The sequence below is a fragment of the Prochlorococcus marinus str. MIT 1013 genome (genome assembly GCF_027359395.1).
In the GTDB taxonomy this organism is placed as follows: Bacteria; Cyanobacteriota; Cyanobacteriia; order PCC-6307; family Cyanobiaceae; genus Prochlorococcus_B; species Prochlorococcus_B marinus_E.
Genome location: NZ_CP114778.1, coordinates 683,286 through 710,163 on the forward strand (window position 1 = coordinate 683,286; position 26,878 = coordinate 710,163).

26 protein-coding genes are annotated in these 26,878 nt (G+C 34.6%); 18 read left to right on the forward strand and 8 right to left on the reverse strand.

Annotation, left to right across the window (positions count from 1 at the left end; genetic code table 11):
- Positions 1-15 precede the first annotated feature (15 nt).
- On the reverse strand, positions 16-927 hold the full coding sequence (gene folD, locus O5633_RS04450; RefSeq protein ID WP_269610900.1) for a bifunctional methylenetetrahydrofolate dehydrogenase/methenyltetrahydrofolate cyclohydrolase FolD: 912 nt from the start codon (positions 925-927) through the stop codon (positions 16-18).
- A gap of 68 nt (positions 928-995) precedes the next feature.
- Here folD and O5633_RS04455 point away from each other — a divergent pair, with 68 nt between their 5' ends.
- Complete coding sequence (locus O5633_RS04455; RefSeq protein WP_420063626.1) at positions 996-3,083, forward strand: HDIG domain-containing metalloprotein; 2,088 nt, start codon at positions 996-998, stop codon at positions 3,081-3,083.
- Positions 3,084-3,117: 34 nt separating this feature from the next.
- Here O5633_RS04455 and O5633_RS04460 read toward each other — a convergent pair whose 3' ends face one another.
- The 3 genes from O5633_RS04460 to O5633_RS04470 form a co-directional block, all read right to left on the reverse strand.
- Positions 3,118-3,495: a hypothetical protein gene (locus O5633_RS04460; RefSeq protein WP_420063627.1), complete on the reverse strand. Its 378-nt coding sequence runs from the start codon at positions 3,493-3,495 to the stop codon at positions 3,118-3,120.
- 64 nt (positions 3,496-3,559) lie between these two features.
- Positions 3,560-3,799, reverse strand: a complete 240-nt coding sequence (locus O5633_RS04465; RefSeq protein WP_269610902.1) for a hypothetical protein — start codon at positions 3,797-3,799, stop codon at positions 3,560-3,562.
- A 127-nt stretch (positions 3,800-3,926) separates the two neighbouring features.
- A complete protein-coding gene (locus O5633_RS04470) occupies positions 3,927-5,546 on the reverse strand; it encodes a 2-isopropylmalate synthase (RefSeq protein WP_269610903.1) in 1,620 nt (539 codons plus the stop codon).
- Between the two features lie 322 nt (positions 5,547-5,868).
- Here O5633_RS04470 and O5633_RS04475 point away from each other — a divergent pair, with 322 nt between their 5' ends.
- Positions 5,869-7,434: a glycoside hydrolase family 57 protein gene (locus O5633_RS04475; RefSeq protein ID WP_269610905.1), complete on the forward strand. Its 1,566-nt coding sequence runs from the start codon at positions 5,869-5,871 to the stop codon at positions 7,432-7,434.
- A gap of 8 nt (positions 7,435-7,442) precedes the next feature.
- Here O5633_RS04475 and crtL read toward each other — a convergent pair whose 3' ends face one another.
- Both crtL and gyrA read right to left on the reverse strand, forming a co-directional pair.
- Positions 7,443-8,675 carry a lycopene beta cyclase gene (gene crtL / locus O5633_RS04480; protein WP_269610906.1) on the reverse strand — a complete coding sequence of 411 codons (1,233 nt, stop codon included), beginning with the start codon at positions 8,673-8,675 and terminating at the stop codon, positions 7,443-7,445.
- Positions 8,672-11,290: a DNA gyrase subunit A gene (gene gyrA, locus O5633_RS04485; RefSeq protein WP_269610907.1), complete on the reverse strand. Its 2,619-nt coding sequence runs from the start codon at positions 11,288-11,290 to the stop codon at positions 8,672-8,674. The genes crtL and gyrA overlap by 4 nt, the downstream gene beginning before the upstream one ends.
- A gap of 254 nt (positions 11,291-11,544) precedes the next feature.
- Between gyrA and O5633_RS04490 the strand changes: the two genes are divergently transcribed.
- From O5633_RS04490 to rsmD, 4 genes are all read left to right on the forward strand, one after another.
- Positions 11,545-12,708 carry a GuaB3 family IMP dehydrogenase-related protein gene (locus O5633_RS04490; RefSeq protein ID WP_269610908.1) on the forward strand — a complete coding sequence of 388 codons (1,164 nt, stop codon included), beginning with the start codon at positions 11,545-11,547 and terminating at the stop codon, positions 12,706-12,708.
- A gap of 216 nt (positions 12,709-12,924) precedes the next feature.
- Complete coding sequence (gene trxA, locus O5633_RS04495; RefSeq protein ID WP_038653576.1) at positions 12,925-13,248, forward strand: thioredoxin; 324 nt, start codon at positions 12,925-12,927, stop codon at positions 13,246-13,248.
- Between the two features lie 61 nt (positions 13,249-13,309).
- Positions 13,310-13,939, forward strand: a complete 630-nt coding sequence (hisH, locus tag O5633_RS04500) for an imidazole glycerol phosphate synthase subunit HisH (protein WP_269610909.1) — start codon at positions 13,310-13,312, stop codon at positions 13,937-13,939.
- A gap of 1 nt (position 13,940) precedes the next feature.
- Complete coding sequence (gene rsmD, locus O5633_RS04505; RefSeq protein WP_269610910.1) at positions 13,941-14,576, forward strand: 16S rRNA (guanine(966)-N(2))-methyltransferase RsmD; 636 nt, start codon at positions 13,941-13,943, stop codon at positions 14,574-14,576.
- On the opposite strand, the gene petG is transcribed toward rsmD, so the two are convergent.
- Positions 14,524-14,643, reverse strand: coding sequence for a cytochrome b6-f complex subunit V (gene petG / locus O5633_RS04510; RefSeq protein WP_011294783.1), 120 nt, complete (start codon positions 14,641-14,643; stop codon positions 14,524-14,526). The genes rsmD and petG overlap by 53 nt on opposite strands.
- 56 nt (positions 14,644-14,699) lie before the next feature.
- Between petG and O5633_RS04515 the strand changes: the two genes are divergently transcribed.
- The 11 genes from O5633_RS04515 (at position 14,700) to O5633_RS04565 (ending at position 24,062) form a co-directional block, all read left to right on the forward strand.
- Entirely contained in the window at positions 14,700-15,089 is a 390-nt protein-coding gene (locus O5633_RS04515; RefSeq protein ID WP_269610911.1) for a c-type cytochrome, read from the forward strand.
- A 2-nt stretch (positions 15,090-15,091) separates the two neighbouring features.
- Complete coding sequence (locus tag O5633_RS04520) at positions 15,092-15,838, forward strand: RNA methyltransferase (RefSeq protein ID WP_269610913.1); 747 nt, start codon at positions 15,092-15,094, stop codon at positions 15,836-15,838.
- Positions 15,839-15,881: 43 nt separating this feature from the next.
- A complete protein-coding gene (locus O5633_RS04525; RefSeq protein WP_269610914.1) occupies positions 15,882-16,949 on the forward strand; it encodes a serine hydrolase in 1,068 nt (355 codons plus the stop codon).
- Positions 16,950-17,067: 118 nt separating this feature from the next.
- A complete protein-coding gene (gene bchI / locus O5633_RS04530; protein ID WP_269610916.1) occupies positions 17,068-18,156 on the forward strand; it encodes a magnesium chelatase ATPase subunit I in 1,089 nt (362 codons plus the stop codon).
- On the forward strand, positions 18,157-18,621 hold the full coding sequence (gene ruvC, locus O5633_RS04535) for a crossover junction endodeoxyribonuclease RuvC (RefSeq protein WP_269610918.1): 465 nt from the start codon (positions 18,157-18,159) through the stop codon (positions 18,619-18,621).
- A 28-nt stretch (positions 18,622-18,649) separates the two neighbouring features.
- A complete protein-coding gene (locus O5633_RS04540) occupies positions 18,650-19,246 on the forward strand; it encodes a 5-formyltetrahydrofolate cyclo-ligase (protein ID WP_269610919.1) in 597 nt (198 codons plus the stop codon).
- Between the two features lie 42 nt (positions 19,247-19,288).
- On the forward strand, positions 19,289-19,753 hold the full coding sequence (locus O5633_RS04545; protein ID WP_269610920.1) for a SufE family protein: 465 nt from the start codon (positions 19,289-19,291) through the stop codon (positions 19,751-19,753).
- A gap of 36 nt (positions 19,754-19,789) precedes the next feature.
- The gene (locus O5633_RS04550) at positions 19,790-21,106 is read left to right on the forward strand and encodes a homoserine dehydrogenase (RefSeq protein ID WP_269610922.1); all 1,317 of its coding nucleotides are present in this window, start codon (positions 19,790-19,792) and stop codon (positions 21,104-21,106) included.
- A gap of 92 nt (positions 21,107-21,198) precedes the next feature.
- Positions 21,199-21,417 carry a hypothetical protein gene (locus tag O5633_RS04555; RefSeq protein WP_269610923.1) on the forward strand — a complete coding sequence of 73 codons (219 nt, stop codon included), beginning with the start codon at positions 21,199-21,201 and terminating at the stop codon, positions 21,415-21,417.
- A 42-nt stretch (positions 21,418-21,459) separates the two neighbouring features.
- A complete protein-coding gene (locus O5633_RS04560) occupies positions 21,460-23,037 on the forward strand; it encodes an ABC transporter substrate-binding protein (protein WP_269610924.1) in 1,578 nt (525 codons plus the stop codon).
- A gap of 2 nt (positions 23,038-23,039) precedes the next feature.
- Positions 23,040-24,062 (forward strand): ABC transporter permease, encoded by a 1,023-nt coding sequence (locus O5633_RS04565; protein ID WP_269610925.1) that lies wholly within the window; start codon positions 23,040-23,042, stop codon positions 24,060-24,062.
- Here the strand turns inward: O5633_RS04565 and O5633_RS04570 are convergent.
- Positions 24,056-25,651, reverse strand: a complete 1,596-nt coding sequence (locus tag O5633_RS04570; RefSeq protein ID WP_269610926.1) for an alpha/beta hydrolase — start codon at positions 25,649-25,651, stop codon at positions 24,056-24,058. The two genes, O5633_RS04565 and O5633_RS04570, sit on opposite strands and share 7 nt — an antisense overlap.
- On the opposite strand from O5633_RS04570, the gene O5633_RS04575 reads away from it, so the two are divergent.
- Positions 25,636-26,874, forward strand: coding sequence for an MFS transporter (locus O5633_RS04575; RefSeq protein ID WP_269610927.1), 1,239 nt, complete (start codon positions 25,636-25,638; stop codon positions 26,872-26,874). The genes O5633_RS04570 and O5633_RS04575 overlap by 16 nt on opposite strands.
- Positions 26,875-26,878: the final 4 nt, after the last annotated feature.

Genomic DNA, 26,878 nt, shown 5'->3' on the forward strand with positions numbered 1-26,878 from the left:
TCAGGACATTGTGATTCATGGAAGTAAATGACTAATAGTTAAAGGTAATCCACAATGTTTCTGCCACCTATCAACCGTATTTGTTAGAAGCATTGTTACTGTCATAGGCCCTACACCGCCTGGAACCGGAGAATAAGCAGCTACTTTATCTTCAATTTCAAATATCTTTACATCTCCACAAAGTTTACTCTTTTTAAGATTTTTCAAATCTTCTTGATCAGGCGAAAGTCTATGAATGCCAACATCAATAACCACGCAATTCTCGCTTACATGATTTTTCCCAATCAAAAAGGGCTTGCCAGTTGCTACTACAAGTAAATCAGCCTCCCTAGTCAAAGAAGGTAAATCTTTAGTTCTTGAATGAGCAACCGTGACAGTGGCATTTGCAGCTTCAAGCATTAATGCCATTGGCTTACCAACAAGAATGCTACGTCCAACAACTACTGCTCTTTTCCCTTCGATTTTGATTTGATTACGTTCAAGCAAAGACATAACACCAGCAGGAGTGCATGATCTTGGGCCTTTTTCTCCCTTTATTAATCTTCCTAAGTTCAAAGGATGTAAACCATCAGCATCCTTATCAGGATCAATACTCTTCAGCAAGGTAGCCTCATCAAGATGCGAGGGTAATGGAAGTTGCAATAGAATTCCATCAACATTCTTTTCTTGATTCAAACTTTTAATGATTTCTGTAAGTTCCTCCAATGAAATATCTTCTTTTAAATGCTTTGCAAAACTTCTAACACCTATTCGATCGCATGCTTTTTCTTTGTAATTGACATAAACTCCACTGGCAGGATCATTCCCAACCCTAATGACAGCAAGACCAGGGGGACGGTTCGCAACTTCCAAACCATCTTCGATAGCCTGTTGAAGTATATCTTCAATCTCCTTAGCAAGTTTTTTTCCATCTAAAATTTTTGGCATAAATAAAATGAATACGATTTCAATTAATCAACTCATTAAACCTAGCGTCAGGGCAGGTGAGAAAGTCTTTGGCTAAATTAACAAGTCCAAAAAGAATTTGGAGAATATGGTTAGGGAGTCAATCTCCCAGACGTCCAATACTTCGCTGGTCAGCCACTGACAAGTTAGGTCTACTCATGGTCTGTCTATTAATAGCAATATTTTCAAGTTATAAGTTACTTGCAGTTCCCGATCTTAAACCAGGAGATATTGCTCAATTCAATGTAATAGCTCCTAGAGATGCAAAGGTAATAGACACTAAGGATTTAAAAGAAAAGAAACAAGGCTTAAAAGAAAGTTTTGTACAAGTAATAGACCAGACTCAATCAAATAATTTAGAAAAAACTGTTTTGAAGAAAATCAAGACACTTCGTAGCTTAAAGGATAATAATTTTGAGGTAGGTTTAAATGAAATTAACCTAACAAATTCAGAGAAAATTTGGCTGGTTAATGTTTCAGATAATGAATGGGCAGAATGGAAAAAAGAGATAAAAGCTGTTTCAAGGAAAATGCTTTCTCAAGGAATTATTAATACACTTGCACTTGACCACCTTAATGATGCTTCTTCACTACAATTAATTGATCTAGGCGACAAAGATTCTCCAAACAGATCATTAGGAGCAAAAATATTATCAAATAGTTTTCATCAAAAAAGTAATTTAAAAGTTGATAAATTAAAAACTAATATATTACTTGAAAATTTAATTAATCAAGATGGTATAAGAAAAATAAATGTTAAAGAAGGCAGTTTGATTTCAAGAAAAGGGGAGCCTATAAGTTCAGAAGAATTTGATATACTAGAACATTTTAATAAAGTAAGTCGAAGTCCTAGACCTTTAAAGTGGTTAATCACTTTCTCTGAATCTATGGGTGGTTGTGGATTACTTCTTATGATCATGAGAAGAGAAAAGCCTAGGCTTAACGCTAGACATGGATTACTATCTTTAACTTTATTATTTGTAGTTCAATTAACAAAAGGTTGGCTTGGACCGCTAGCAAGTCCAATGCAATTAATATTACCTCCCACACTACTTCTTTCACAAGGAATAGGTACGACAACATCATTGGCCTGGATGGCCACTGCTAGTCTGATGTGGCCATCATCTCTTAATGAATTAGGTGAAGTTAGACTAATAATTGCTTGCATGGCTGGATCATTTGTTGCTTTTTTAGGTAGAAGGATGAGAAGCCGTGCACAAGTTCTTCAAATAGCTGTATTTATACCTTTAGGTGCATTATTAGGGCAATGGTTTATTTTTAATCAATTAATTAACGAAAAAAATATAGAATTCAAAAGCCTATCTTTTGACCCTAATTCTCTTTTCAATGAGACTCTTATTATAAGTGCAATACTAATGGTAACTATATTAATTATCCCAATATTAGAAAACACATTTGGATTACTTACCAGAGCAAGATTAATGGAACTTGCTGATCAAGAACGTCCTTTACTTCGCCGTTTATCCAGAGAAGCGCCAGGCACATTTGAGCATACATTAACAATTTTAAGCCTTGCAGAAGAAGGAGCAAGAGTCATTGGAGCTGATGTTGACTTAATAAGAACTGGAGCTCTCTATCATGATGTGGGAAAATTACATGCTCCTAATTGGTTTATTGAAAATCAGAAAGATGGGATAAACCCACATGAAGAAATAAAAAACCCATACAAAAGTGCCGATATTCTTCAAGCCCATGTAGATGAAGGATTGAAACTTGCTAGGAGATATCGACTTCCATCTCCTATCGCTGATTTCATCCCAGAACATCAAGGAACATTAAAAATGGGATATTTTCTTCATAAAGCTCGAGAAAGTGATCCTTCTGCTTCTGAAAAACGTTTCAGATATAAAGGACCTATTCCTCATTCCAAAGAAACTGGAATCCTTATGCTTGCTGATGGATGCGAAGCTGCTTTAAGAGCTCTAGATTCCTCTTCTTCAGACAACGACGCTTGCAAAACAGTTAGAAAAATAATTCAATCACGTCAGATTGATGGGCAATTAAAAGAAAGCAGTTTAACAAGAGCAGAAATAGAAATAATCCTTAGGGCTTTTGTCACTGTATGGAGGCGAATGCGTCACAGAAGATTGAAATATCCAAGCTTTAATTCTAGGTAAAAAGTATCAACTTTATTGGAATATCCAAAATAAGTTAAAGCCTTATTCGTCTATGTCCTCTTCTACACCAGTAGAGTAAAGCTAATAAATTAAGCAAAGCAATTATCAATAATAATCCACTTATCCCAAAAAGATCATTGACTTTAATTAATCTGATTATTCCATAAGGCAAAGTTCCTGAAAGAGTCATAGATAAAGCAACTATTGATAAAATCACACCCCATCCTCTTTGAGCAAATAGACCTGCTGAAGCAACAATTCCAGTTACTGCAGCTGGCCAAGCAAGACTAATAGCAAGCGTAATATTGGCAGTTTGAAGCGGTGGTCCTGATCCAACGACATAAGCAATAAAAGGAATTGCAAGTGTATTTGAGATCAAACCAAACCAAGTAAGCGTCCAATAGCCGCGCATTACTGTATCCATCTTTAAAAAATTATTCTCTCAAATAAAATCATAAGATTGTTAATAATTTATTTTAGGCGAGAGAAGGTTCCAAACAATTAGATGGATAACAAACAGTTCTCCAGGTTCCATTTCCTGCTAGCACTTCTACACCAATGCCTCTATCTTTAATTGTGCACCTCAATCCTTGACCATTGCACCAAACTTTTGCTGCTTTAAGGGCTGCATCAATACTTTCATAGGGAGCATCGAGAACATGATGAGGATCTCCATCAAGTCCTGTAAGTCGGTAAAGATTTCTTTTAAGAGCCATTTATGTGCGCATATCAAATCGTCACATCATATTTTAATCTTTGATTAGGTGATTAGTGCGATTTATCAAAAAAAAATTTACGGAAACCTATTCATGATTTTTAAAGATATTTTATGAAACTAAGTAATCAAACCCCTTCTTTGTCTACCTGGGCCAAATCATGTTGTGGATGAATGGTTTTCCTTCCCTGAGCCGCTACTAATCTATTAAGCGCATTTATGTATGCCTGGGCAGCTGCAACAACAACATCAGTATCAGCAGAATGACCAGAGAAGAGATTTCCTTCACTTCTTATTCGAATGGTAACTTCTCCTAAAGCATCTATTCCTTCTGTAACTGACTTTACGGAAAATTCAATCAATTCATTAGGCTCTTCAATTAGAGAATCCAAAGCTCGTACAACTGCATCAACAGGACCCGTTCCAAGAGAGACTGCTGTTTTCTCTTCACCCTCTTCTCCAACAACAGTAACTGTTGCTGTGGGCATTAAGGATGTTCCACAACTTACTTGGACCAATTTCAATTGGAACAACGCTTCTGGTAGTTGAACTTGTTCGCTAACAATGGCCTCTAGATCACGATCTGTTATCTCTCTTTTTCTATCGGCTAAGTCTTTAAATCTAGCGAAAGCATCATTAAGATCTTCTCTATTTAAATCATATCCAAGGTCCTCTAATCTTGCTCGAACAGCACTCCTACCACTCAATTTTCCTAAAGAAATTTTATTGTCGGACAATCCAACTGTTTTTGCATCGATAATTTCATATGTAAGCCTATTTTTTAATACTCCATCTTGATGAATTCCAGATTCATGCGCAAAAGCGTTAGCTCCAACAATTGCTTTATTCGGTTGTACGACCATCCCAGTTAGATTGGAAACCAAACGGGAGGACTTCGTTATTTCCTCTGTTCTAACTGCTGTTAAAGGGGTAGGAGATTCAGGAGGCCTGCCAAAAAACGGATTAAAATATGATCTTCTTACATGAAGAGCCACAATCAATTCTTCTAAAGCTGCATTACCTGCTCTCTCTCCAATTCCATTAATAGTGCATTCAAATTGTCTAGCTCCATTCTTGACAGCCTCAAGAAAGTTTGCAACTGCAAGTCCTAAGTCATTGTGACCATGAACTGAGAGAACTGCTTCATTAATATTTGGAACATTTTTATTGATATTTAATATTAAATCTCCAAATTCAGAAGGGGTTGTATAACCAACTGTATCTGGAATATTAATTGTATTAGCTCCAGAAGATATGGCTAATTCAATTACTTCATACAAAAAATCTAAATCACTTCTTGCAGCATCTTCACAGGAAAATTCTACGTCATCAACAAAACTTTTAGCGTAGCCAACCATATCTGGAACGATATCAAGAACTTCTTTTCTGGATTTTCTTAATTTATGCTCAAGATGAATATCACTGGTTGCAATGAAGGTATGAATCCTTTTTCTGGGAGCTGGAGCAATCGCATCAGCACAAGCTTTGATATCAGGTTTTGAGGCTCTTGATAATCCGCAAATAATAGGTCCTTCTTCTCCACCTACATGCTCAGCTATTTTTTGAACTGCTGCAAAATCTCCTGGACTAGCGAAAGGGAATCCTGCCTCAATAACATCGACACCTAATCTTGCTAATTGTTGAGCAATAGCCAACTTTTCTTCTAAATTAAGACTTGCACCAGGGGATTGCTCTCCATCCCTTAAAGTGGTATCAAAAATTAAAACTCGGCCTGGATCTTTGGCCATAACATGAAATATATAAAAATAACTAGACCTTATTGAGATCTAAATCAAAATAATTCTAGTATATTTTTCATAAATTTCTAGAAAAAATATTAAGTTTCTAACTATTTAATTAATCTTTTCATATTAATTTTTCATAAATAGTAAAAATTTAAGATTTAACATCAAATTTTAATAAAAAAAAATCTAAGAAATAAGTCAAAAATTAATTATTTTCAAGTAACTATTTTGACTAGATTTAAATTACAACTTAAAGATTATCTTTTGTAGTACGGCTAAAGAGTATAAGTATCAAAGTGTCTATTCCAAAAATCTGGGAGTTTTAATGACTAAAGGCAATCTCGCCATAGTCCTGCATGCTCATCTACCTTACGTGAGATCAGAAGAACCTGGCTCCTTAGAGGAGGATTGGTTCTTTCAAGCTCTGGTGGAATGTTATTTACCACTATTAGAAACACTTGAAGAAGCTTCCATAGAAAAAGATCTAACACCTAAAATCACAATAGGTTTATCGCCTACTTTGCTTTCGCTTTTGGAGGATGAAGTATTAAAAAATCGTTTTGAAGAATGGGTGGCTATTAGATTAGATCTTCTAAATACATTAGAAACAGACTGCATAACAGCAGCATTACATCTAAAAGATCACTTAAAACGCCAATTAAAAAGCTGGAAAAGCTGCAAAGGTGATCTAATAGGAAGATTTAAGAAATTACAACTATCAGAAGTAATTGATATTCTCACATGCGCAGCCACTCATGGATATCTTCCTCTTTTAAGAGAAAACCCTGAAGCAGTTAGGGCTCAATTAAAAACTGCGGTAAGAGAGCATCAACGGCTTTTCATAGACTCTCCATTGGGTATTTGGTTGCCTGAATGTGCTTATTACGAAGGCTTAGATGAATTAATGGCTGAATCAGGTCTTAGATATGCAGTCCTAGACGGACATGGCTTATTAAATGCAGATCCAAGACCAAGATATGGTTTATATGCACCTATTTGCACAAGAAAAGGAGTCGCTTTTTTTGGTAGAGATAGTGAATCAACTCTTCCAGTTTGGTCAGCAAGGGATGGATATCCTGGGAATCCAGACTACAGAGAATTCCATAGAGACTTGGGCTGGGATTTATCAATAGAAAGCTTAAAAAAGATAGGTATCAAGGGGAAAAGGCCCTTAGGTATAAAATTATTTAAGATTTCATCTCAAAATACACCTTTAGAAAACAAACAACAATATGATCCAAAAGCGGCAATAGAAAGTGTTGAAAAAGATGCAGAGAGCTATTTACTAGACAGAAAAAAACAACTTATAAAACTTGAAAAATCAATGAAAATAGAACCATTATTAATCGCTCCTTTTGATGCAGAACTTTTTGGTCATTGGTGGTTTGAAGGCCCAAAATTTCTCTCGCATTTATTTATCAAATCAAAAAAGAAAGGTATTAAGTTAATTACTTTAAAAGAGGCTCTTCAATTAACTCCCCAAATCCAATTATGCAATCCTTCTCCATCTAGTTGGGGACAAGGTGGCTTTCATAATTATTGGTTAAGCAAGTCAAATGCTTGGATTGTTCATGAATGGAGTAAAGCAGGAAGAGAAATGGTCAGTATTTGTTCCGGAGGTTTTATAGAAGAATCAAATATCAAAATTATTAAACAAGCTGGCAGAGAACTTTTACTATCTCAATCTTCAGATTGGAGTTTTATCCTCAAAGCAGGCACGACAACTGAGCTTGCAAGAGAAAGAATAAACATGCATCTAAAAAGATTTTGGATGTTAATTAATGCAATTAAAGACAATAAAGTTATCACCGGAAAAATTATAGAAGGAATCGAGAAAGAGGATTGTATATTTCCTTTAATTTCACCTATAGATTGGAAAAAGAAAATCTAAATTATTTCTTACTTTTTTATCAAAAGACCAATCATTCCAAATCTAACTTTAAGTGGAGCAATAGAGAATAGTTTGAGCATAACAATAAAGAGCCTTGGTAAAGGAAGAGTATTTGTTAAATATCCGTACCAATCTTTTTTAGGTAATTTAAAAAAGGTATCAAAAAAAGATCTTAGTAGGGACTCATCAAAGCTCATTAGTCTTTGCAATCCAAACTGATAAAGACGATGTCTTTGAACTAATTCAGTTGTCCAAAGGATTTTCCATCCTCTTCTTGCTATCTGAGAGGTAGGCATAAGTGGATCCTTTTTGATTACTTTGGCTATCTCTTTTGCTAACGAGGGTGCTCTCCTTAAAAGGCTGCCAACCATGTATCCCGATGCAGGGTGAACCATACTGGCTGAGCCTCCAAAGGCCAAAAGAGGCTGATCTCTATAGGGCAATGGCAAATTCATTGGAAAAAGACAATGTTCTTCATGTATTACTTCCTCAATTTGAATACCTTTGTTAGATAGTCGTGAATTTAATCTTGCTTTTAATGATTCAAATGAAACTGGAGGTGCACACGCCAGAGATGTTTCTTCTACAAAATAATTCCCGTCTCCCAGGTCCATAGCATAAAGAAAAGAGGGTGGTTCTTCCAATTCGTTGGCACTTAAATGGTCTGGTCTAAAATCCATCAATACAAAACGATTCTCCTCCACAGGAGCAGAACTAAATTTTCCAACCACCCCATAGGCAGCTTGCTTGGCTATTTGCCCATGATTAGGCCTTCTAATAAAAGGTGTTTTGTGACCGCTTGCATCAATAACTAGCCTAGCAAAATATTTTTTCCCAGAATTGCAAATAACAACCGTTTCTCTTTCACTAAAATCAATATTTTTGACGGTTTCTACTTGCCAAGAAAGTCCATTGCATCTCTCTAGAAGTGCCTCCTGAAAATTAATTGAATTAAAAAGGCCGTAATCAAGATAGTGATTAGTGCAACTATTACCCTTTTTACTTAATCCATCTCCAAAGAAACTAACAGTATCTTTCCATCTATATTTTAATAATTCTTGCATATTTATAGACTCAAGTTCAGACGCCCATATCCCATAAGTATTGGGCCAAGGTTCTAAAGGGGACTTAGAAGCTATTGCCTCAACATTAAGTCCTTGTTGAACCAACTCAGCAGTGATGCAAAGAGCAGCAGGTCCTGCCCCCATAACTAATACATCAGCAGAATTATTCAATTTCAATTTTTTGACGTTGATTCAGTATTTATTGATTCCTTAGTTGTAAATGATTCTTTTTCTTCATAATCATTAATTTGTTCTGGAGGAACTAAAACAACCTCCGACAATTTATCTCCATTATCAAGCTTCTGAATCCTTACCCCAGTTGCAGCTCTAGATTGTTGAGAGATCTTATCCGCACTAGTCCTAACAATTACTCCTCTTTCACTAACTAATAATAATTCTTCTCCTTTACCTAAAACTCTTAAACCTACAAGTTCATCTCCATCTTTTCTGAATTTTATTGCTCTTAATCCCATTCCTGCTCTTTTTTGCAGACGAAATTGAGTCACAGGGACTCTTTTCCCTAGTCCGCTTCCAGAGGCAACAAGTACCCAAGGGCCTTCAGATTGTGATGATTCATCCTTTAGTTCTTCTTCTTCACTTTTATCAACATGATCAGCTAACTCATTAGATAAAACATCCATACTTACTAAAGAATCTCCCAACTTCAGATTCATTGACTTAACTCCTCTTGCTGATCTGCCTAAAGGGCGTAATTCTGAATCATTTAATCTAAAATGAATTGTCATTCCATTTTTGGAACCAATCAAAACGCTATCTCCAGACTCAGCCAATCGAACCCAAGTCAAAGCATCTCCATCCTCTAAACCTATTGCAATTAGTCCATTTGCTCTAATCTTGCTGAAAGCTGAAAGAGGTGTTCTTTTTATATATCCCCCCCTAGTAAGCATCAATAAATAGTTTTCATCATCAAAAGAACTCACAGAAAGCAATGAAGTGATAGCTTCTTCCCGTGGTATAGGAAGCAATTGAACAATAGGAGTACCTTTTGCAGTTCTACTACATTGCGGAACTCTATACGCAGGTAGAGCATAAGCAACTCCTCTATCACTAAAAAGGAGGAGGCTATCATGGTCTTTACAGCTAATAAATTTTTTCACCTCCTCCTCTCCTTGGCTTCGCGTTCCAGCTTTACCTCTAGTACCTCGACTTGTTGCTTCAAATTCATTAACAGGCATCCTTTTCAAATACCCTGTCTCAGTCAACAAAACAACTGATCTTTCGTTTGCAATTAAATCAATATCCTCAAGGCCCCCTCCAAGATCAAGAATTTCTGTTCTTCTTGGGGTATTATATTTATCTTTTATTTCATTCAATTCTATTTTTGTTATTTCAAATACTCTTTCTTTCTTATTTAAAATATCTTTTAAATCTATTATTTTTTCAACCAACTCCTCATGTTCAAGTCTTATCTTATCTGCCTCTAAAGCGGTAAGTCTTCTTAACTGCATCTGCAAAATAGCGTCAGACTGAATACCTGTTAAGCCATGCAGTTCTTGTAATTTACTTTTAGCAGTAGCAGAGTCAGAGGCTGATCTTATAAGACTAATTATTTCATCTAGCTGATCTAAAGCTAATAATAACCCTAATAAAATATGATCCCTACTTTCTGCCTTCTTTAATAGATATTTAGTCCTTTTTTGGATAGTTTCTACTCTGAAATCTAAAAATACTTTCAACATCTTTCTAAGTGACAATGTAACAGGCTCACCATCAACTAATGCAAGCATATTTGCACTGAAATTAGTCTGTAAAGGAGTAAGTTTGAATAAATTATTTAAAACAACTTGAGGATAAGAATCTCTTCTTAATTCAACAACAATTCTCATTCCATCTCTATCACTTTCATCTCTTATATCTGCAATGCCTTCAAGTTTTTTGTCGTTGACCATATCAGCAATTCGTTCTATTAACGCTGCTTTATTTGTTTGATAAGGAAGTGCAGTAATTATAACTGCATCCCTATCTGGTCTCCCAGGATTCTCAATAGTTTCTATTTCAGCAACTCCACGCATTGTTATTGAACCTCTACCAGAAAGATATGTTTCCTTAATTCCACTTCTACCAAGTATCTGACCGCCAGTTGGAAAATCTGGACCTTTGATTATATTCATCAACTCTATTTCTTCTAACTCAGGATTAGCTATTAAAGCCATCAAGCCATCAATCAATTCGACCAGATTATGTGGAGGTATGTTAGTTGCCATACCTACAGCTATTCCAGACGAACCATTTAATAACAATTGAGGAATTCTTGCCGGCAATACTGTTGGTTCTTGTACAGATCCATCAAAGTTATCGGCGAAATCAACTGTTTCTGATTCAATATCTTCCAGCAAACTATCAGTGGTTAAAGATTGCAATCTGGATTCTGTATATCTCATTGCAGCAGGAGGATCATTATCAACTGATCCAAAATTCCCATGCCCATCAATTAGAGGCATTTGCATAGAAAAATCTTGTGCCATTCTGACCAAAGCGTCATAAACGGCGGTATCACCATGGGGATGGAATTTACCTAAAACTTCTCCAACAACACGTGCACATTTTCTATATGGTCTATCACTAGTCAGCCCTAGTTCATACATCGCGTAAAGAATCCTACGATGAACTGGCTTAAGTCCATCTCTCGAATCAGGTAGAGCTCTCCCAACAATTACACTCATCGCGTATTCCAAATAGGAACGCGACATTTCGTTTCTTAAGTCAGTCTGGATGATCCGATCGTCGGATTCCCCGGGACCAGTACTATTAGGTCCCAATGGATCAGCCATATAAAAGGGTTTTACCAATTATAAGAACATCTGAGCATTAATAAACCTTTTAAAGTAAATACCCATATATCTGAAAGTAAATCACCTCTGACAAAATCAACTATTACAAAAACATGGTATAAATTTCTCTCAAAGCATTCATAAATCATCTAATTAATCTGAAAAAATAAGAAAAATCTTGATTATCTATTCCCAACATTTGAACAATTTGGCACTTCAGTTGGTAGTTTGACGAGAACTTACAAAATTTAGGTGTGAATATTCAACTAGGACGCACCAAAACTGTTCGAAGAGCCTACGGAATCGATGAAATTGCATTGGTCCCAGGAGGAAGAACAGTTGACCCTGAAATCACAAAAACCCATTGGGAAATCGGCGGAATCAAAAGAGATATTCCCATAATTGCAAGTGCTATGGATGGCGTTGTCGATGTAAACATGGCAGTTTCCCTCTCAAAGTTAGGAGCACTAGGAGTTTTAAATCTAGAAGGAGTTCAAACTAGATATGAAGATCCAGAAACAGTTCTAAGCCAAATCCGATCAACTGGAAATGAAGAATTTGTTCCTTTAATGCAGAAAATTTATAAACAACCGATAAAAGAAGAATTAATTTTAAAAAGAATTCAAGAAATAAAAAAAAGTGGTGGTATTGCTGCTGTCAGCGGGACACCAATAGCTGCAATCAAGTATAAACATTTAATCAAAGACTCAGGAGCAGACTTATTTTTTCTTCAGGCAACAGTAGTTTCTACAGAACATCTTGGTAAAGAAGGAAGTCAAAATCTGGACCTTTATAATCTCTGCGAAACCATTGGCATACCAGTTGCCGTTGGTAATTGTGTTACTTACGAGGTTTCTCTCAATCTAATGAGAGCTGGCGCTGCAGCAGTAATGGTTGGTATCGGGCCTGGAGCAGCATGTACCTCAAGAGGTGTATTAGGAGTTGGTATTCCTCAAGCAACTGCTATTTCTGATTGTTCTGCGGCAAGGGATGATTTTCAAAAAGAAAGCGGTAAATATGTTCCCATTATCGCTGATGGTGGAATTATCACTGGTGGGGATATATGCAAATGCATAGCTTGTGGTGCCGACTCAGTCATGATTGGATCCCCAATTGCAAGATCCAAGGAAGCGCCTGGGAAAGGTTTTCATTGGGGAATGGCAACTCCAAGTCCAGTTCTACCAAGAGGTACAAGGATTAAAGTTGGAACGACAGGAAGTTTAAAAAGCATTCTTTCTGGTCCTGCAATTCTTGATGATGGAACCCACAATTTATTAGGAGCAATCAAAACCTCCATGGGAACTTTAGGAGCAACGAATATTAAAGAAATGCAGAAAGTTGAAGTTGTTATTGCACCTTCTTTGTTAACAGAAGGAAAGGTTTACCAAAAAGCTCAACAACTTGGAATGGGGAAATAAAGCTACCGAAAGATTTCATAATTAAATACAACGGCTAGAGTTAAGTAGTGAGAGCCTTTGCTCTCACACTCCTCACACACCAAAATGCCCGATTAGTTCGGGTTTTTCTTATTCAAAAAACACACATCAATATTCAAACTTCGTTTAAAAATGGCAGCAAAACTTTTTATAGGCAAAATACAATTGTTATGATTTAGTTCTTAAGACTCCAAAGGTATGTCCACAGCTTCTGCAGTAACTGATTCCTCTTTCGAACAAGAAGTCCTCCAGAGCGACGTGCCTGTTTTGGTTGATTTTTGGGCCCCTTGGTGCGGACCTTGCAGAATGGTTGCACCAATTGTTGAAGAAATCTCTAAAGATTTCGAAGGCAAAATAAAAGTTTTTAAATTAAACACTGATGAGAATCCCAATGTTGCTAGTCAATATGGGATCAGAAGTATTCCGACTTTAATGATTTTCAAAGGAGGTCAGAAAGTAGATACTGTTGTTGGAGCAGTTCCTAAAGCAACACTCTCTGGAACAATCTCCAAACATCTTTAAAGTCTAATTATAGAATTTAGATTTTTCAAAGCCCTATGCAAATGATTCAAAGGTAAATATTTTGGCAAAAATTGGATTAATAGATTATGGAATGGGTAATCTTTTTTCCGTTCAACAAGCCTTTAAAAGGCTTAATCAACCTTTAGATATAATTTGTGATATCAAAACACTACGGACTTGCGATGCTTTAATTCTTCCCGGTGTTGGTGCTTTTGATCCCGCAATGATGAATTTAAGAAAAACCGAATTAATACCTTCAATAATTGAATGGATAAATAACGGCAAACCACTTCTTGGGATTTGTTTAGGATTGCAGCTTTTATTCGAGACTAGTGATGAGGGGACTTCAGAAGGTTTAGGAGTTATCAAAGGTCATATTCACAGATTACCTCAAGAAAAAAATGAAAGAATCCCTCATATAGGTTGGTCTCCAATCTATAAAACAAACGAATGTCCTATTCTAAAAAATTATCCTGATTCTAATTGGATGTATTTCGTCCATTCATACTCAGCATGTCCATTAGAACAAGAAAACATCGTAGCTACAACAAAATTTGGTAAAAAGGATGTTACATCTATTGTTTGGCACAAAAACACTGGAGCCTGCCAGTTTCATCCTGAGAAATCAGGAGTTGCAGGACAAAAACTTATTTTAAATTGGATTAATTGGTTAAAAAAAACTAAATTTTAGTTTGAAAGGGAAACTGAAACTTATTTCTGGGAAAAGGATAGAAAGTCCTTTAAACCAAAAGACAAGACCAACCTCCTCAAAGGTAAGAGAGGCACTAATCAATATTCTTGGGAACGAGCTCAAAGGAGCAAGTTGGCTAGATCTTTGTAGTGGAAGTGGATCAATGGCATGTGAGGCTCTTCAAAGAGGAGTGAAAAGGGTTCTTGCAATTGAAAAGCAAAGGGAAGCAGTAAAAATATGCAAAAAAAACCTTATAGATGTCTCAAAAACCATGAGTCATTCAATACATATTGAAGTCATATGTAGTGAATTGATCTCATCTCTCAAAAAGGGTCCAAAAAACAAAACAATTGAATTAATTAAAGATTACGAAAGACCTGATCAAAAATTTGATTTTGTTTTTCTTGACCCTCCATACGAATCAGGATTATATGAACTTTCTCAAGAACTTTTATTGTCTAAACAATGGATTAAAAAATCATCTACTTTGATATGCGAATGCTCGTCAAAATCAATGCCAAGAATACATAATGGTTGGCAATTAAAAAAAAAGAAATTTTATGGAAACACCTCTCTTATTTTTCTTATTCCCAATCAGGCATTGAACTGCTTCGACGATACTGATTCCACGCACTAACAAAAAGTCCTAATAATGTTATTGGAACCAATCCAAGAACAATCCCACATAGCAGAGGCTCAATCATTTGCTCGCTTTTTTCATGATTACTAGTAACAATTCTTTCATGTCAGAGAGGTTTTAGTGAATACTCCGTCATCAAAAGCATTAATTAACAAGGACCAAAAGATTAGCTCTTGGCGAATATTCTTATTATCTGCTGCCACTCTTGCCTTACTTATCCTTTTTTGGAGAATTGGAGATTTTAAGCAAGATCCTTTCATAACTCAAACTTTGTCTATTCAAGGTGAAGCTTTATCAGGAAGCAAATTATTCAAAATAAATTGTGTCGGTTGCCATGGGATTTCAGCTCAAGGTTTTGTAGGACCCGACCTCCACGAAGCGACTCAAGAGATGAGTGATAAAAAGATTATTAATCAAGTTATTCGAGGATTGACTCCTCCAATGCCAAGTTTTGAAATTGAACCTCAATCAATGGCTGATCTATTGGCATATATGCATTCACTCAATTAATAGTGGCAATTAAAAAAACTCTAAAAGTAGTACTTGTAGAACCATCAGGGCCAATTAATGTTGGGAGCGTTGCAAGGCTCTGTGAAAACTTTAGTGTTCACGAATTAAGACTAGTTTCTCCTAAATGCAATTATTTAGATCAAGAAGCGAAAAAGATGTCTGTAAGAGGACTGAAGATATTAGAAAAAGCAAAAGTTTATAAGGATCTAAATTCAGCACTTTCGGACTGCTCAAGAATTATTGCTACTTGTGGGAGAAAAGAACATGGCGAGATTCCGCTTTACTCAAATAAAGAGGCTTTGAGCTGGGCTCTTAAATCAGAAAGAGATGAGAAAATAGCTTTGGTTTTCGGAAGAGAAGACAGAGGTTTGTCTAACGAAGAACTTCTAAAAGCAAATAAAGTGATTAGTCTTAATACAAGTGAAAATTATCCATCATTAAATCTTTCACATGCAGTAGCAATTGTTCTTCATCAATTCAATCAATTGAATGAGCTTAATTTATTAAAACACCATACAAAAATGAGCTATCCTGCAAATTTAATTAAATTAGAAGATTGTATTAATGATGCAGGTAGTCTTTTACTTGATATTGGTTTCTTGATGAAACATACCTATAAAGCTAAAATGACGAAAATCAAACAATTGCTCTTACGAGGTGAGATAAAAGATGATGAAGTTGCACTGATTAGAGGAATAATCAGCCAAGCAAGATGGAAAATTAAAAATAAAAATGATTCATCAAAGTAACAAGCTACAATAATTGCAAAGGTTTATATTCTTTCATTTCAAAGTGAAAAATCACCTCAAGGTAATAACGAATATATTTCTAACAAGCATAGCCTTATCAGTTTTACTTGGAAGTTTTCTAAGAATTGTTGGTCCCATTAATCAAAGCTATAAAATAAATAAGAAAATTAATATAACAGGTAAATCTAGTAGGTCATTAAAAAATGAATTACGAATTAAAAAATCCAAATTATCATCATTTTACAATGATAATTTAGAAGATTTTGAAAAACTAGAAATATTAATTAATAAATGGGAAAACCTTATAATAAAAAATCCAGATTTAGATGTTAGTGCTTTTTTCATATCATTAGATAATAAATTCTATGCAGAAATAAAACCTGATGTAATGCTATCTGCAGCAAGCAGTATTAAGGTACCAATTCTGATTATTTTACTTACAATGCTAGATAGAGAAGAAATAGTCTGGAATGAAAATTTGATACTTACAGAAGATGTAATCGGTAGTGGTTCAGGCTGGATGGCATACCAAAATATAGGTGAAGGTTTCCCTGTTTATGAAGTAGCCACAGAAATGATCAGAGTTAGTGATAATACAGCAACTAATTTACTAATAAAACGATTGGGAGGGATCAAAGTAGTTAATCAAAGATTCAAAGAAATTGGCCTAAAAAATACACAAATAAATAATTATCTTCCTGATCTAGATGGAACAAATCTTACATCAACTAAAGATCTATCTTTAGCAATGGCTCTTGTTGATAATGGTTATCTACTTAATGTTAGTTCCAGAGATATTTTTAGAAAAATAATGAGCAAATCAAAAACTAATACATTAATACCTTCAGGAATTTTAAGAGGTCTTGGTAAACAATCTAAAGACACTGACTATCATCTTTCATTAAAAGGTTATTTAGTTCACAATAAAACTGGTGATATAGGAATCTCATATTCAGATACTGCTTTAATTCAAACTCCTCATAACTCAAGGGCATTCGCAAGTTTTATAGTAAAAGGTCCATTTAACGATCCCCGATCAACTGAGTTGATAAGAAATTTATCGGCCGAATTAGTCCCTTTTCTTAATCAAGATGAAAAATCAAGTAATTAAAATTAGATTTTTTACTAACTTAAAAAAACATTTTGCTTTTCATTATCATTTTTTTTTTGGACTTTATCAATCTAAAGTGGCCTGCTTATGAAACAATCTTGTTACCAGTACTAAGAAAGTGAGTTCAACTAGAAAACGCAGAGTTTTTCCATTCACTTCAGTGATTGGACAAGAGGAAATGAAGCTAGCGCTTCTTTTAAATGTTATTGACCCAAGAATTGGTGGAGTAATGATAATGGGTGATAGAGGTACTGGGAAATCCACAACAATAAGAGCACTTGCAGATCTATTACCTGCAATAGAAGTCGTTGAAGGAGATCCCTATAACAGCTCTCTTGATGATCCAGACCTTCAAAGCAATGATGTCCGGGAGAAAATAGACAGTGGTAGTGACATACAAAAAGGTGAGAAACAGGTCCCAATGATTGATCTACCCTTAGGTGCCACTGAGGATAGACTTTGTGGAACTATTGATATTGAAAAGGCTCTTAGTGAGGGTGTTAGAGCTTTTGAGCCAGGATTGCTAGCCAAAGCGAACAGAGGGTTACTTTACGTTGATGAAGTTAATTTGCTAGATGATCACCTTGTTGATGTGCTTTTAGACTCTGCTGCATCAGGCTGGAATACAGTGGAACGTGAAGGGATTTCGGTCCGACATCCTGCAAGGTTTGTACTTATTGGTTCAGGAAACCCTGAGGAAGGAGAATTAAGGCCTCAGTTACTTGATCGTTTTGGGATGAGTGTAGAAGTGAGAACCGTAAGGGAAGCAAAACTTCGCGTTCAAGTTGTTGATCAACGCACAGCCTTTGATAATGATCCTGAATCTTTTAGCGATTCGGTTCAAGCTAATCAAGACTCTCTTCAACAAAAAGTTGTTGATGCTCAAAATTTACTTAATGAGGTTTCTATCGATGAAGATCTCAGACTAAGGATTTCAGCAGTTTGTGGTGAACTTGATGTCGATGGACTTAGAGGAGATATTGTGACAAATAGAGCTTCTAGAGCCCTTGCTGCCTTTGAAGGAAGAAAAGAAGTAACTGAAGAAGATATTGCTCGTGTCGTGTCGACATCTTTAAGACATAGACTTCGAAAAGATCCTCTTGAACAAGTTGATTCTGGAGACAGAGTAATAAAAGCTTTTTGCAAAGTATTTGAAAAAAATGAACCTAATGATGTATCTGAATTTGAACTAGCTACAACAAACTAAGTGAGAATAATAGGAATAGATCCAGGTCTAGCAAGAGTAGGTTATGGAATCATTGATCAAATAGAAGGAAAGAAAATAATGCTTGATTGCGGAATTATAGAAACAAAGTCAACGCAAAAAGAAGAAAAAAGACTTGTAGAAATTTCAAATGATTTAAGTTCAATAATAAACAAATGGAATCCAAATTCTGCAGCAGTTGAAAAGTTTTTTTTCTACCGCTCTAGCACAACAATTAGTGTTGTACAGGCTCGCGGAGTGATAATGATGACTTTAGGAAAGCACAATCTTCCGATTCAAGAATTTCCACCAATGCAAATCAAACTTGCTATCACTGGTTATGGTCATTCAGATAAAGATGAGGTGTTAAATTCTGTCATGCATGAACTAAGTTTAAGTTCACCGCCAAAGCCAGATGATGCAGCCGATGCACTAGCTATTGCACTTACTGGAATCTATCTTAAATAATTAAATCTATAGTTAAAATATATTATTTATGAAAAGTATATATGATGATATTAAATCAAGAAAGAAAATTAAAAGAAAAGAATATAATTTAATCCGTAATTCTAATTCATCTTTAATACATGAGAAAATAAAGCTGAGTGTCAAATCAACATTAAATGTACTTTTAAATAAATATCATGTTGAAGGAAAATATATAGGTATTTATTGGCCATTAAAATATGAAGTGGATATAAGATTTATTAAAGACATTAATAATCTAAAAGTTGCTTTACCTTTGAGTTCTAAAACCAAAGGTATAAGCTATCATCATTGGTCAAATAATCCACTCGAGAGAGATTCAAACAATATTCCTGCACCAATAGGAGAAAATACTATTCAACCTAATGATATTTCTATCCTATTTGTACCTGCAATAGCTATAGATCAAGAAGGATATAGATTAGGTTACGGGGGAGGATACTTTGATCGTCTTCGGCAAAGAGATTTGTGGTTTTCAATACCATCATTTGTAGTCATCAGTAATAATTGCATATCTAAAAAACTTTTGCCTAGAGACAGATGGGATGTTCCATTTAATGGTTGGATTAGCGAAAAAGGTCTACATCAAATTGAAGCAACTAAATAATTAGTTAGGCTTTAGGATGTATAAATTGATTAAACTAATGAGGTGACTGAAATCAAAGAAAAATCATTCATTAATACTTATGGGAGTGATTCATTAGATAATCTTATAGAACGTCTACAATCAACTTCAGATCCCAAAAGGCGCTATGAATATATTTTATGGCTAGCTAAAAGTTTACCGTTGCTACCTGAAGATCTTCACCTGGAAACCACTAAAGTAAAAGGATGCATTTCAGAAGTATATGTTCTTGGAATTCTTTTGAAAGGAAAAATTCAATGGAAAGGATATTCAGACGCACTCATAACAAAAGGATTGCTAGCTTTTCTAATAAAAGGTTTGAATGATCTAACACCTTTTGAAGTACTCTCTATAAATGAAAAATTTATTGAGATGACTGGATTAAGCAAAAGCTTGACGCCATCAAGAGCAAATGGTTTTCTCAATATATTCCTAAAAATGAAAGCTCAAGCAAAAAACCTATCACTACCTAGCTCTGAGAATGAATAAACAGGATTTAAACAAAATTATCGCCTTAATAAAAACATGAAAAAAGTTGGTATCGGTTTACTTGGCCTAGGAACTGTTGGTCAGGGTGTTGCAAATATCATTAACAGCCCAAATAACAGACATCCATTAGTTGGAGAACTTGAACTTGTTAGTGTTGCAGTAAGGAATCTACAAAAGAAAAGAGGTGTATACATACCAGATTCAATACTGACAACAAACCCTATTGAAATAGTAAACAATCCCAATATTCAAATAGTTGTTGAAGTAATGGGAGGTATAGAACCAGCAAAATCATTAATTATCCAAGCCATAAGAGCAGGTAAATCTGTAGTAACTGCCAACAAAGCAGTAATTGCAAGATATGGTGAAGAGATTTCAAATGAAGCAAAAGACGCCGGGGTTTATGTCCTCATCGAAGCGGCAGTAGGAGGAGGGATCCCAATAATTGAGCCTCTAAAGCAATCTTTAGGGGGAAATCAGATAAACAAAGTAAGTGGAATAATAAATGGAACAACTAATTACATACTTTCCAGAATGGATAAAGAAGGAGTTAATTATGCTGAAGTTTTAAAAGATGCCCAAGCGCTTGGATATGCAGAAAGTGATCCAGCAGCAGATGTCGAAGGATCCGACGCAGCTGATAAAATTGCCATTCTAAGTGGACTTGCCTTTGGTGGAGCAATCAATCGAGCTGACATCCCAACAACGGGAATAAATCTACTAGAAGGCATAGATGTTAATTATGCAAGAAAGTTGGGATACGGAATCAAGCTTTTAGCAATATCTGAAAAAGGAGAAAATCAATCAAAAAGTGAAAACAGTCAGCCGCTTTCTGTTTGGGTTGAGCCAACATTGGTCCCTGAAGATAATCCATTGGCAGGGGTAAATGGAGTGAACAATGCAATTCTTGTGGAAGGAAATCCCATTGGCCAAGTAATGTTTTTCGGACCAGGTGCAGGGTCTGGTCCAACTGCATCAGCTGTTGTTGCAGACATACTTAACATTGCGGGTATTCAGTCTATGAGTGGTGACAAAGGCCTTAACTTAGATCCACTCTTATCAGCAAAAGGCTGGAGAAGTTGTCACGTAGCAGAAAAGAAACAAATAACTAAAAAGAATTACATACGGCTTATTGCCGAAGATAGTCCCGGAGTGATTGGAGAGATCGGAACTATTTTTGGAAAGAAACAAATATCTATTGAATCAATTGTGCAATTTGATGCAACAAATAAAGAAGCAGAGATAGTAGTTATTACTCACAAGATTAATCAAGGTCAACTTGAAGAGGCTCTTTTAGATATAGAAAACTTGTCACAAGTAAAGAGAATTGCAGCAACGATGGGTTGCCTTTAGCTAACGAAAACTAGTCAAAACGAAATTAAGTTGCTATTTATATAACAAGAACAAAGGAAATTTTATTTTAAATTTCTTTTCGGAACCAAACTATGAAAACATCCAAAAACGTAATTGAGAAAGCTAGAAAAGAAACAGAAAAAAATATTAATCAAGGAGATTGTGTTTATCTAAAGAATAAAAAAGAACTTTTTCAAGTATTGGGCATAGATAATGCTTATGAAAAATGTTGGGTTAGAGAATGGCCACTTAATCCTAAGGGATCCCCTGTCTTCGAGATATCAATAAAACAAGTATCTCCTAATCAATAAATATTTTGTGCTGGTAGAAATAATTATAGAATCGTATACTAAATGTTAAAATTAAATCATATAAAAAATATTTTTAAAGTCTCAGGTATTTTCTTAATACTCTTCCAGTTATCTTGCGTACAATATAAGAAGAGAGAAAATATTATTGTTGCAAGTGCAGGTAAAATTGAATCCCTTGATCCTGCTCAAGCAAATACTCTTAGGACACTACAAATACTAAGCGCCCTTGGAGATACTTTATACAAAATAAATAAGGAAGGAAATCTTACCCCAAGTTTAGCAAAAGATTTCCCAAAAGTAAGCAAGAATGGTTTGCTAATTGATATTCCACTTAAAGAAAATATTTCTTTTCACGATGGAAGTGTTTTTAATGCAGAAGCGATGGCATTTAGTCTTAATCGCTTTATGGAAATAGGAACTTTAAATTACCTGTTAAACGAAAAAATAGATACTATTGATGTCAAAGATGAATTTCTTATAAGAATAAAATTAAAAAAGCCATCGAGTTCTTTAAAGAGTCTTTTAACATCAGTAAATTTAACACCTATATCTCCTAATTCATATTCAAATTATAAAAATAGTTTCAATAATAAAAACTTTATAGGAACTGGACCTTACTTCTTAGAAAGCTTCAACTCAAGTCAACAAACAATCAGGCCATACAAAAACTATTGGGGAGAAAAACCTCTAAATAAAGGAATTAACTTTATAAATTATACTAATTCTAGCACTCTTTTTGGGGCTATAAAAACGAAAGAAGTTGATGTGCTGATATCAAATTCTATTGATGATATGCAGAGATTAGCATTAAATAATATGGTTAATAAAGATCAACTTAACGCAGGAGAAGGTGATCCTATAGAGATAGGATATATTACATTTAAAAGTAATAAATTACCTTTAGTAAATAAAACAATTAGAGAGGCTCTTTCCTACACAATTGATAGAGAACTAATTAGTCAACAAGTAAGTTTTGGAACTAGAGAACCCTTAAGATCAATAGTCCCTCCTCAATTACACAAAAAAAAATTTTCTCCATGGCCTAAATATAATCCTATTATTGCAAGATCTTTATTGAAAAATGAAGGTTACTGCGAAACAAATATTCTTTCTATTCCATTAACATTTAGATCTAATGTACCTGCTGATAAATTACTTGCCCTTACATGGAAAGATCAAATTAAAAGAGATTTATCTGATTGTATAGAAGTTACTTTAAATGGAATTGAATCAACAACAGTTTACAAACAACTGTCTGAAGGTGCTTTTGAAGCAGTTATATTGGATTGGACTGGCGCATATCCTGACCCTGAAGCTTACTTAACTCCCTTGTTAAGTTGTAATGAAATAAATGATAATTCTTGTCTTAAGGGTGAAGCTGTATTCAGTGGCAGTTTTTGGGGCGATAATAAATTGCAAGAACTCTTGGAGAAAAGTGAAGAGCTTGAGGGAGAAAATAGATTAGAGAACTTAAAAAAAGTTGAACAAATTGCAGCACAAGGAAGTGCCTACTTACCAATTTGGCTAGTTAATCCTAAAGCTTGGTCTTTAAAAGATATAAGTCAACCAGAATTCTCAAGCGATGGATTAATTATTCTAAGAAACTTAAAAAGAGACTGATTTTGTCATCTAAAAAGGAACTTTTCAAATATATCCTATCGAGATTAACTCTATTGCCAATTATGCTTTGGATAATTTCGAGCTTAGTTTTTATATTGTTGAGAATTGCACCAGGGGATCCTGTAGATGCGATTCTAGGCACTCGAGCTAATGAATTTGCAAGAGAAAGCCTACGAATTAAACTTGGATTAGATAAACCTCTAATTAATCAATACTTTGAATATTTAAATCAATTAATTCATGGAAATTTAGGAATCTCATTAAACACACAAGAACCTGTAAAAGTAATTATTTCCAAGGCTCTTCCAGCAAGTTTGGAATTAGCTATTTTCTCAATATTAATAGCATCACTATTAGGTTATTTAATTGGATTTTTAGGAGCAATTAAACCAGAAGGCAGAATAGATTTTTGGGGAAGGATTTTTGGCATTGGGACCTATGCTCTTCCTCCTTTTTGGGCGGCAATGTTAATTCAGATTATCTTCGCTATTTTGCTAGGTTGGTTACCCATTGGCGGAAGATTACCTCCTGGAGTTATCCCTCCGCCCCAAATTACTGGTTTCTTACTTTTAGATAGTATTTTAGATAGAAACTTTGAAATCATTTTTATTTCTATTAAACATTTAATATTACCCTCAATCACTCTAGGGATATTATTAAGCGGAATATTCAGTCGGTCGTTAAGATTAAATCTAGAGGAAGTTTTAAAAAAGGATTATATAGAGGCCGCCAAAAGTAGAGGTTTAAATAACTCCAGAATATTAGTTAATCACGCTTTACCAAATACACTTCTCCCAATATTGACAATTACTGGATTAACAGTTTCTTCTTTAATTGGTGGAGCACTTTTAATTGAAATAACATTCTCATGGCCTGGAATTGCTCTTGGTCTTCAAGAGGCTATTAACCAAAGAGATTATCCTGTTGTGCAAGGAATAGTTGTTATAATATCTAGCCTTGTTGTCATGGTTAGTGTTGGAATAGATATCGCTATTGCATATATTGATCCTAGGGTTAGCTATTGAGTTTTTACAAGTTTTTCAATTATATTCTTGTCCAAAACATGAAACTTAAGCTCTCCTTTATTTAAATTAGTATTAGAAGGGATTGATTTATTCTCTTCTAATTTTTCTAGGAAGCCTATAATCTCAGAAGCTAATAAGCTCTGAACAGAAAGTGGATGATATCCAACAATTGATTCTCCAAGATTAAATAAGTCCTTACCTTTAGACTGATACATCTGACCCTCTACTCGAATAGGTGAAAAATGACTAGCCCCCTCAATTAAAAGGACTCTACTCAATGGGCTAGAACTTAAAGCAAGCAATAATCCGAGTTGTTCACTTATAGATGGTGTAACTAAATCAAAAGTTCCTCCTGTAAGAAAAAGAGGAAAATTTACTTGATTATCTAAATTCTTTTGCCACAAAAAACTACCAAAACTATTCATACCAACAATAGCTGAAAGATTTTCTACACCTTTCCAATCTGACAAGGTTATGTCTATTAGTTGACATTGTAAAAGTGAAGATAAATTAGTAAGAAAAAGATTATCAAGGACCTTCTGACATCTATTTTCAAGTTGATCATCTATTTTGACTCCTGAAGCCAAAATAGATGTAAGGGCCCCTAAAGAATGACCCATCAAGACAACCTTCTCAGCTGAAATATCAATCTTGCCTAATTTTTTAGCCTGAATTACATTGTCTAAATCTTTAATTCGATCAGGTATAACTTCAGCGCCTGGTAGGGGAAGTCTCCCTTTTAGCAAGGCTTCTAATGCTATTGAGTCACTACCTGGATGATCTAGAACAACAACAGGCCAGCCATTATGACTAAGACTTCTTGCAAGCCAATTAAAATGATTACGATCACCTCCTAATCCTGGCATTAACAAAACCCAATTTTTTCTGGTTTTCTCTCGAAAGGACGGATTCCAAACCTCTAAATTTAAAGGCTCATTTCGATGAGAAACAATTAAAGGTATCAATTCATATTCAGTTTCTTTAATCTCATAAGGTAAAAGATGGCTTTCTTCTTTCTTAACTGATTTCTCATTAATTGAAATCAAATCAGATATGAGTTTTTGCTGTTTATTTAATTCACTTCTCCAATTATTGGCTACTTCAATCCACCCATCCAAATCTATATGAATTGCTTTCACAGAAAGTGAATTTAGAAGATCAAAAGTTGTCACCTCATCCTTTTCATTTAATAGGTTTTCCAAAGTATCTAGAACACTTTCACCTGAACTGTCTTCATCCATAAGGATTAGATCACTAACTTCATCAAGTAATTTTCGACCTGACCAACTTCGCAATATTTGTCTTGCCATACTTTTATCTCTTACCAAAGGTGTGCTTAAAAACTTTGCTAAACCTTTCCTTTCTTTAAACCCAAGTAAATTGAGCCAGCTGGCTAATTCTGAATTTGCTTCCTCTTCACCATTACTCCAATCAATCAATTCTTTGATTGAAATAGGAATAGACATTCCATCAAAATGAATTTCAAATCTCTCTGCTGCTTGAAGTTTTGGATAAAAACAAGAAGGTGCTAGTAAGCTTCCTACTGTTCCAAGAACAACTAATTTTTTAATGAATGAATTTGTTCTCAACTTCTAGTGTTAGCAAGTATTGGGAAAGATTCCCAGTATCCCTAAGATTAATCATAAAGGTTCGTTTATGGACAGCAATAGGAGCAGGTGGAGTATTGTATTTAACTCCGATAATTTTTAATAGCTTAGAATTTTCAGCGGAACAAATTGGAAGCGGAATAACAACAGCTGCATTTGCTGGAATAACAACAAGGTTTGGAACAGGATATTTACTTGACAATAAAATTAGATATAGGAAAGCAATTAAAGTTGCATGTTTACTTGCAATATTATCTGATTTTATTCTTTTTTATTCCCAAACTTATTTACCTTATCTATCTGGTCAGTTTTTTTTAGGAGCAGCAGCTGGAATTTATTGGCCTTCTGCAGAATTAGCAGTCCCACTAAATTGTAATAATCAAATCAAATCAAGTGAAGGGTTTTCTCTTGCACGAAGTGCTGATGCAATTGGTGTGACTATTGGGGTATTTTTAGGTACTATAGGTACATATTTTGAATTGACAAGAATAATATATTTTATAGATATTATTTGCATGTTATATATATTTTATATTCTAATTAATCAACTAGATTCACATAAGCTTAAAAGCCAACAAGAGATAAAATATACTTTAGAAATCAAGTATAAAAGTAAAGAAAAAAAATCTAATTTAAAATGGATATTCAAGTTACTTCCTTTATTATTAATAACTCTATTTGTTACAGGAGTAATGAGTTTATTGCAAGTTGTTCTACCATTAGATTTAGCAAACGGAGGAATAATAAGACCACCATTAACGGAGGATAGAGTAGCAACATTAGTAACAATAAAACTTATTCTGGTTGCAATTTTACAATGGCCAGTAGGTTATATTTTAAGGAATAAAAATTCACCTTTTAAGTTTAAATTATGCTTAATTTCATTACTCATAGGATTTATTTTATTATCAGTTTCGAATTTCTTATATGATGGATATTTATTAATACTTTTAGCTTTCATACCTCTAACGACTTCTCTATGTATATTCCTACCATCTGCTTCAGATGCAATTATAAAATCTTCTCCGGTTAAACATCACGGTTCAGCAATAGCTTTGTATTCTCAGTGTTTTGGACTAAGTTCTTTAACAGTGCCATGGATGGCTGGAAAGTTAATTGATAATTCCGATACAGCATTTCAATTATGGTTAATTGTTGGTCTTTTTTGCATAGCTTTAGTACCAATATCTAAGAATATTAAATAAGAAT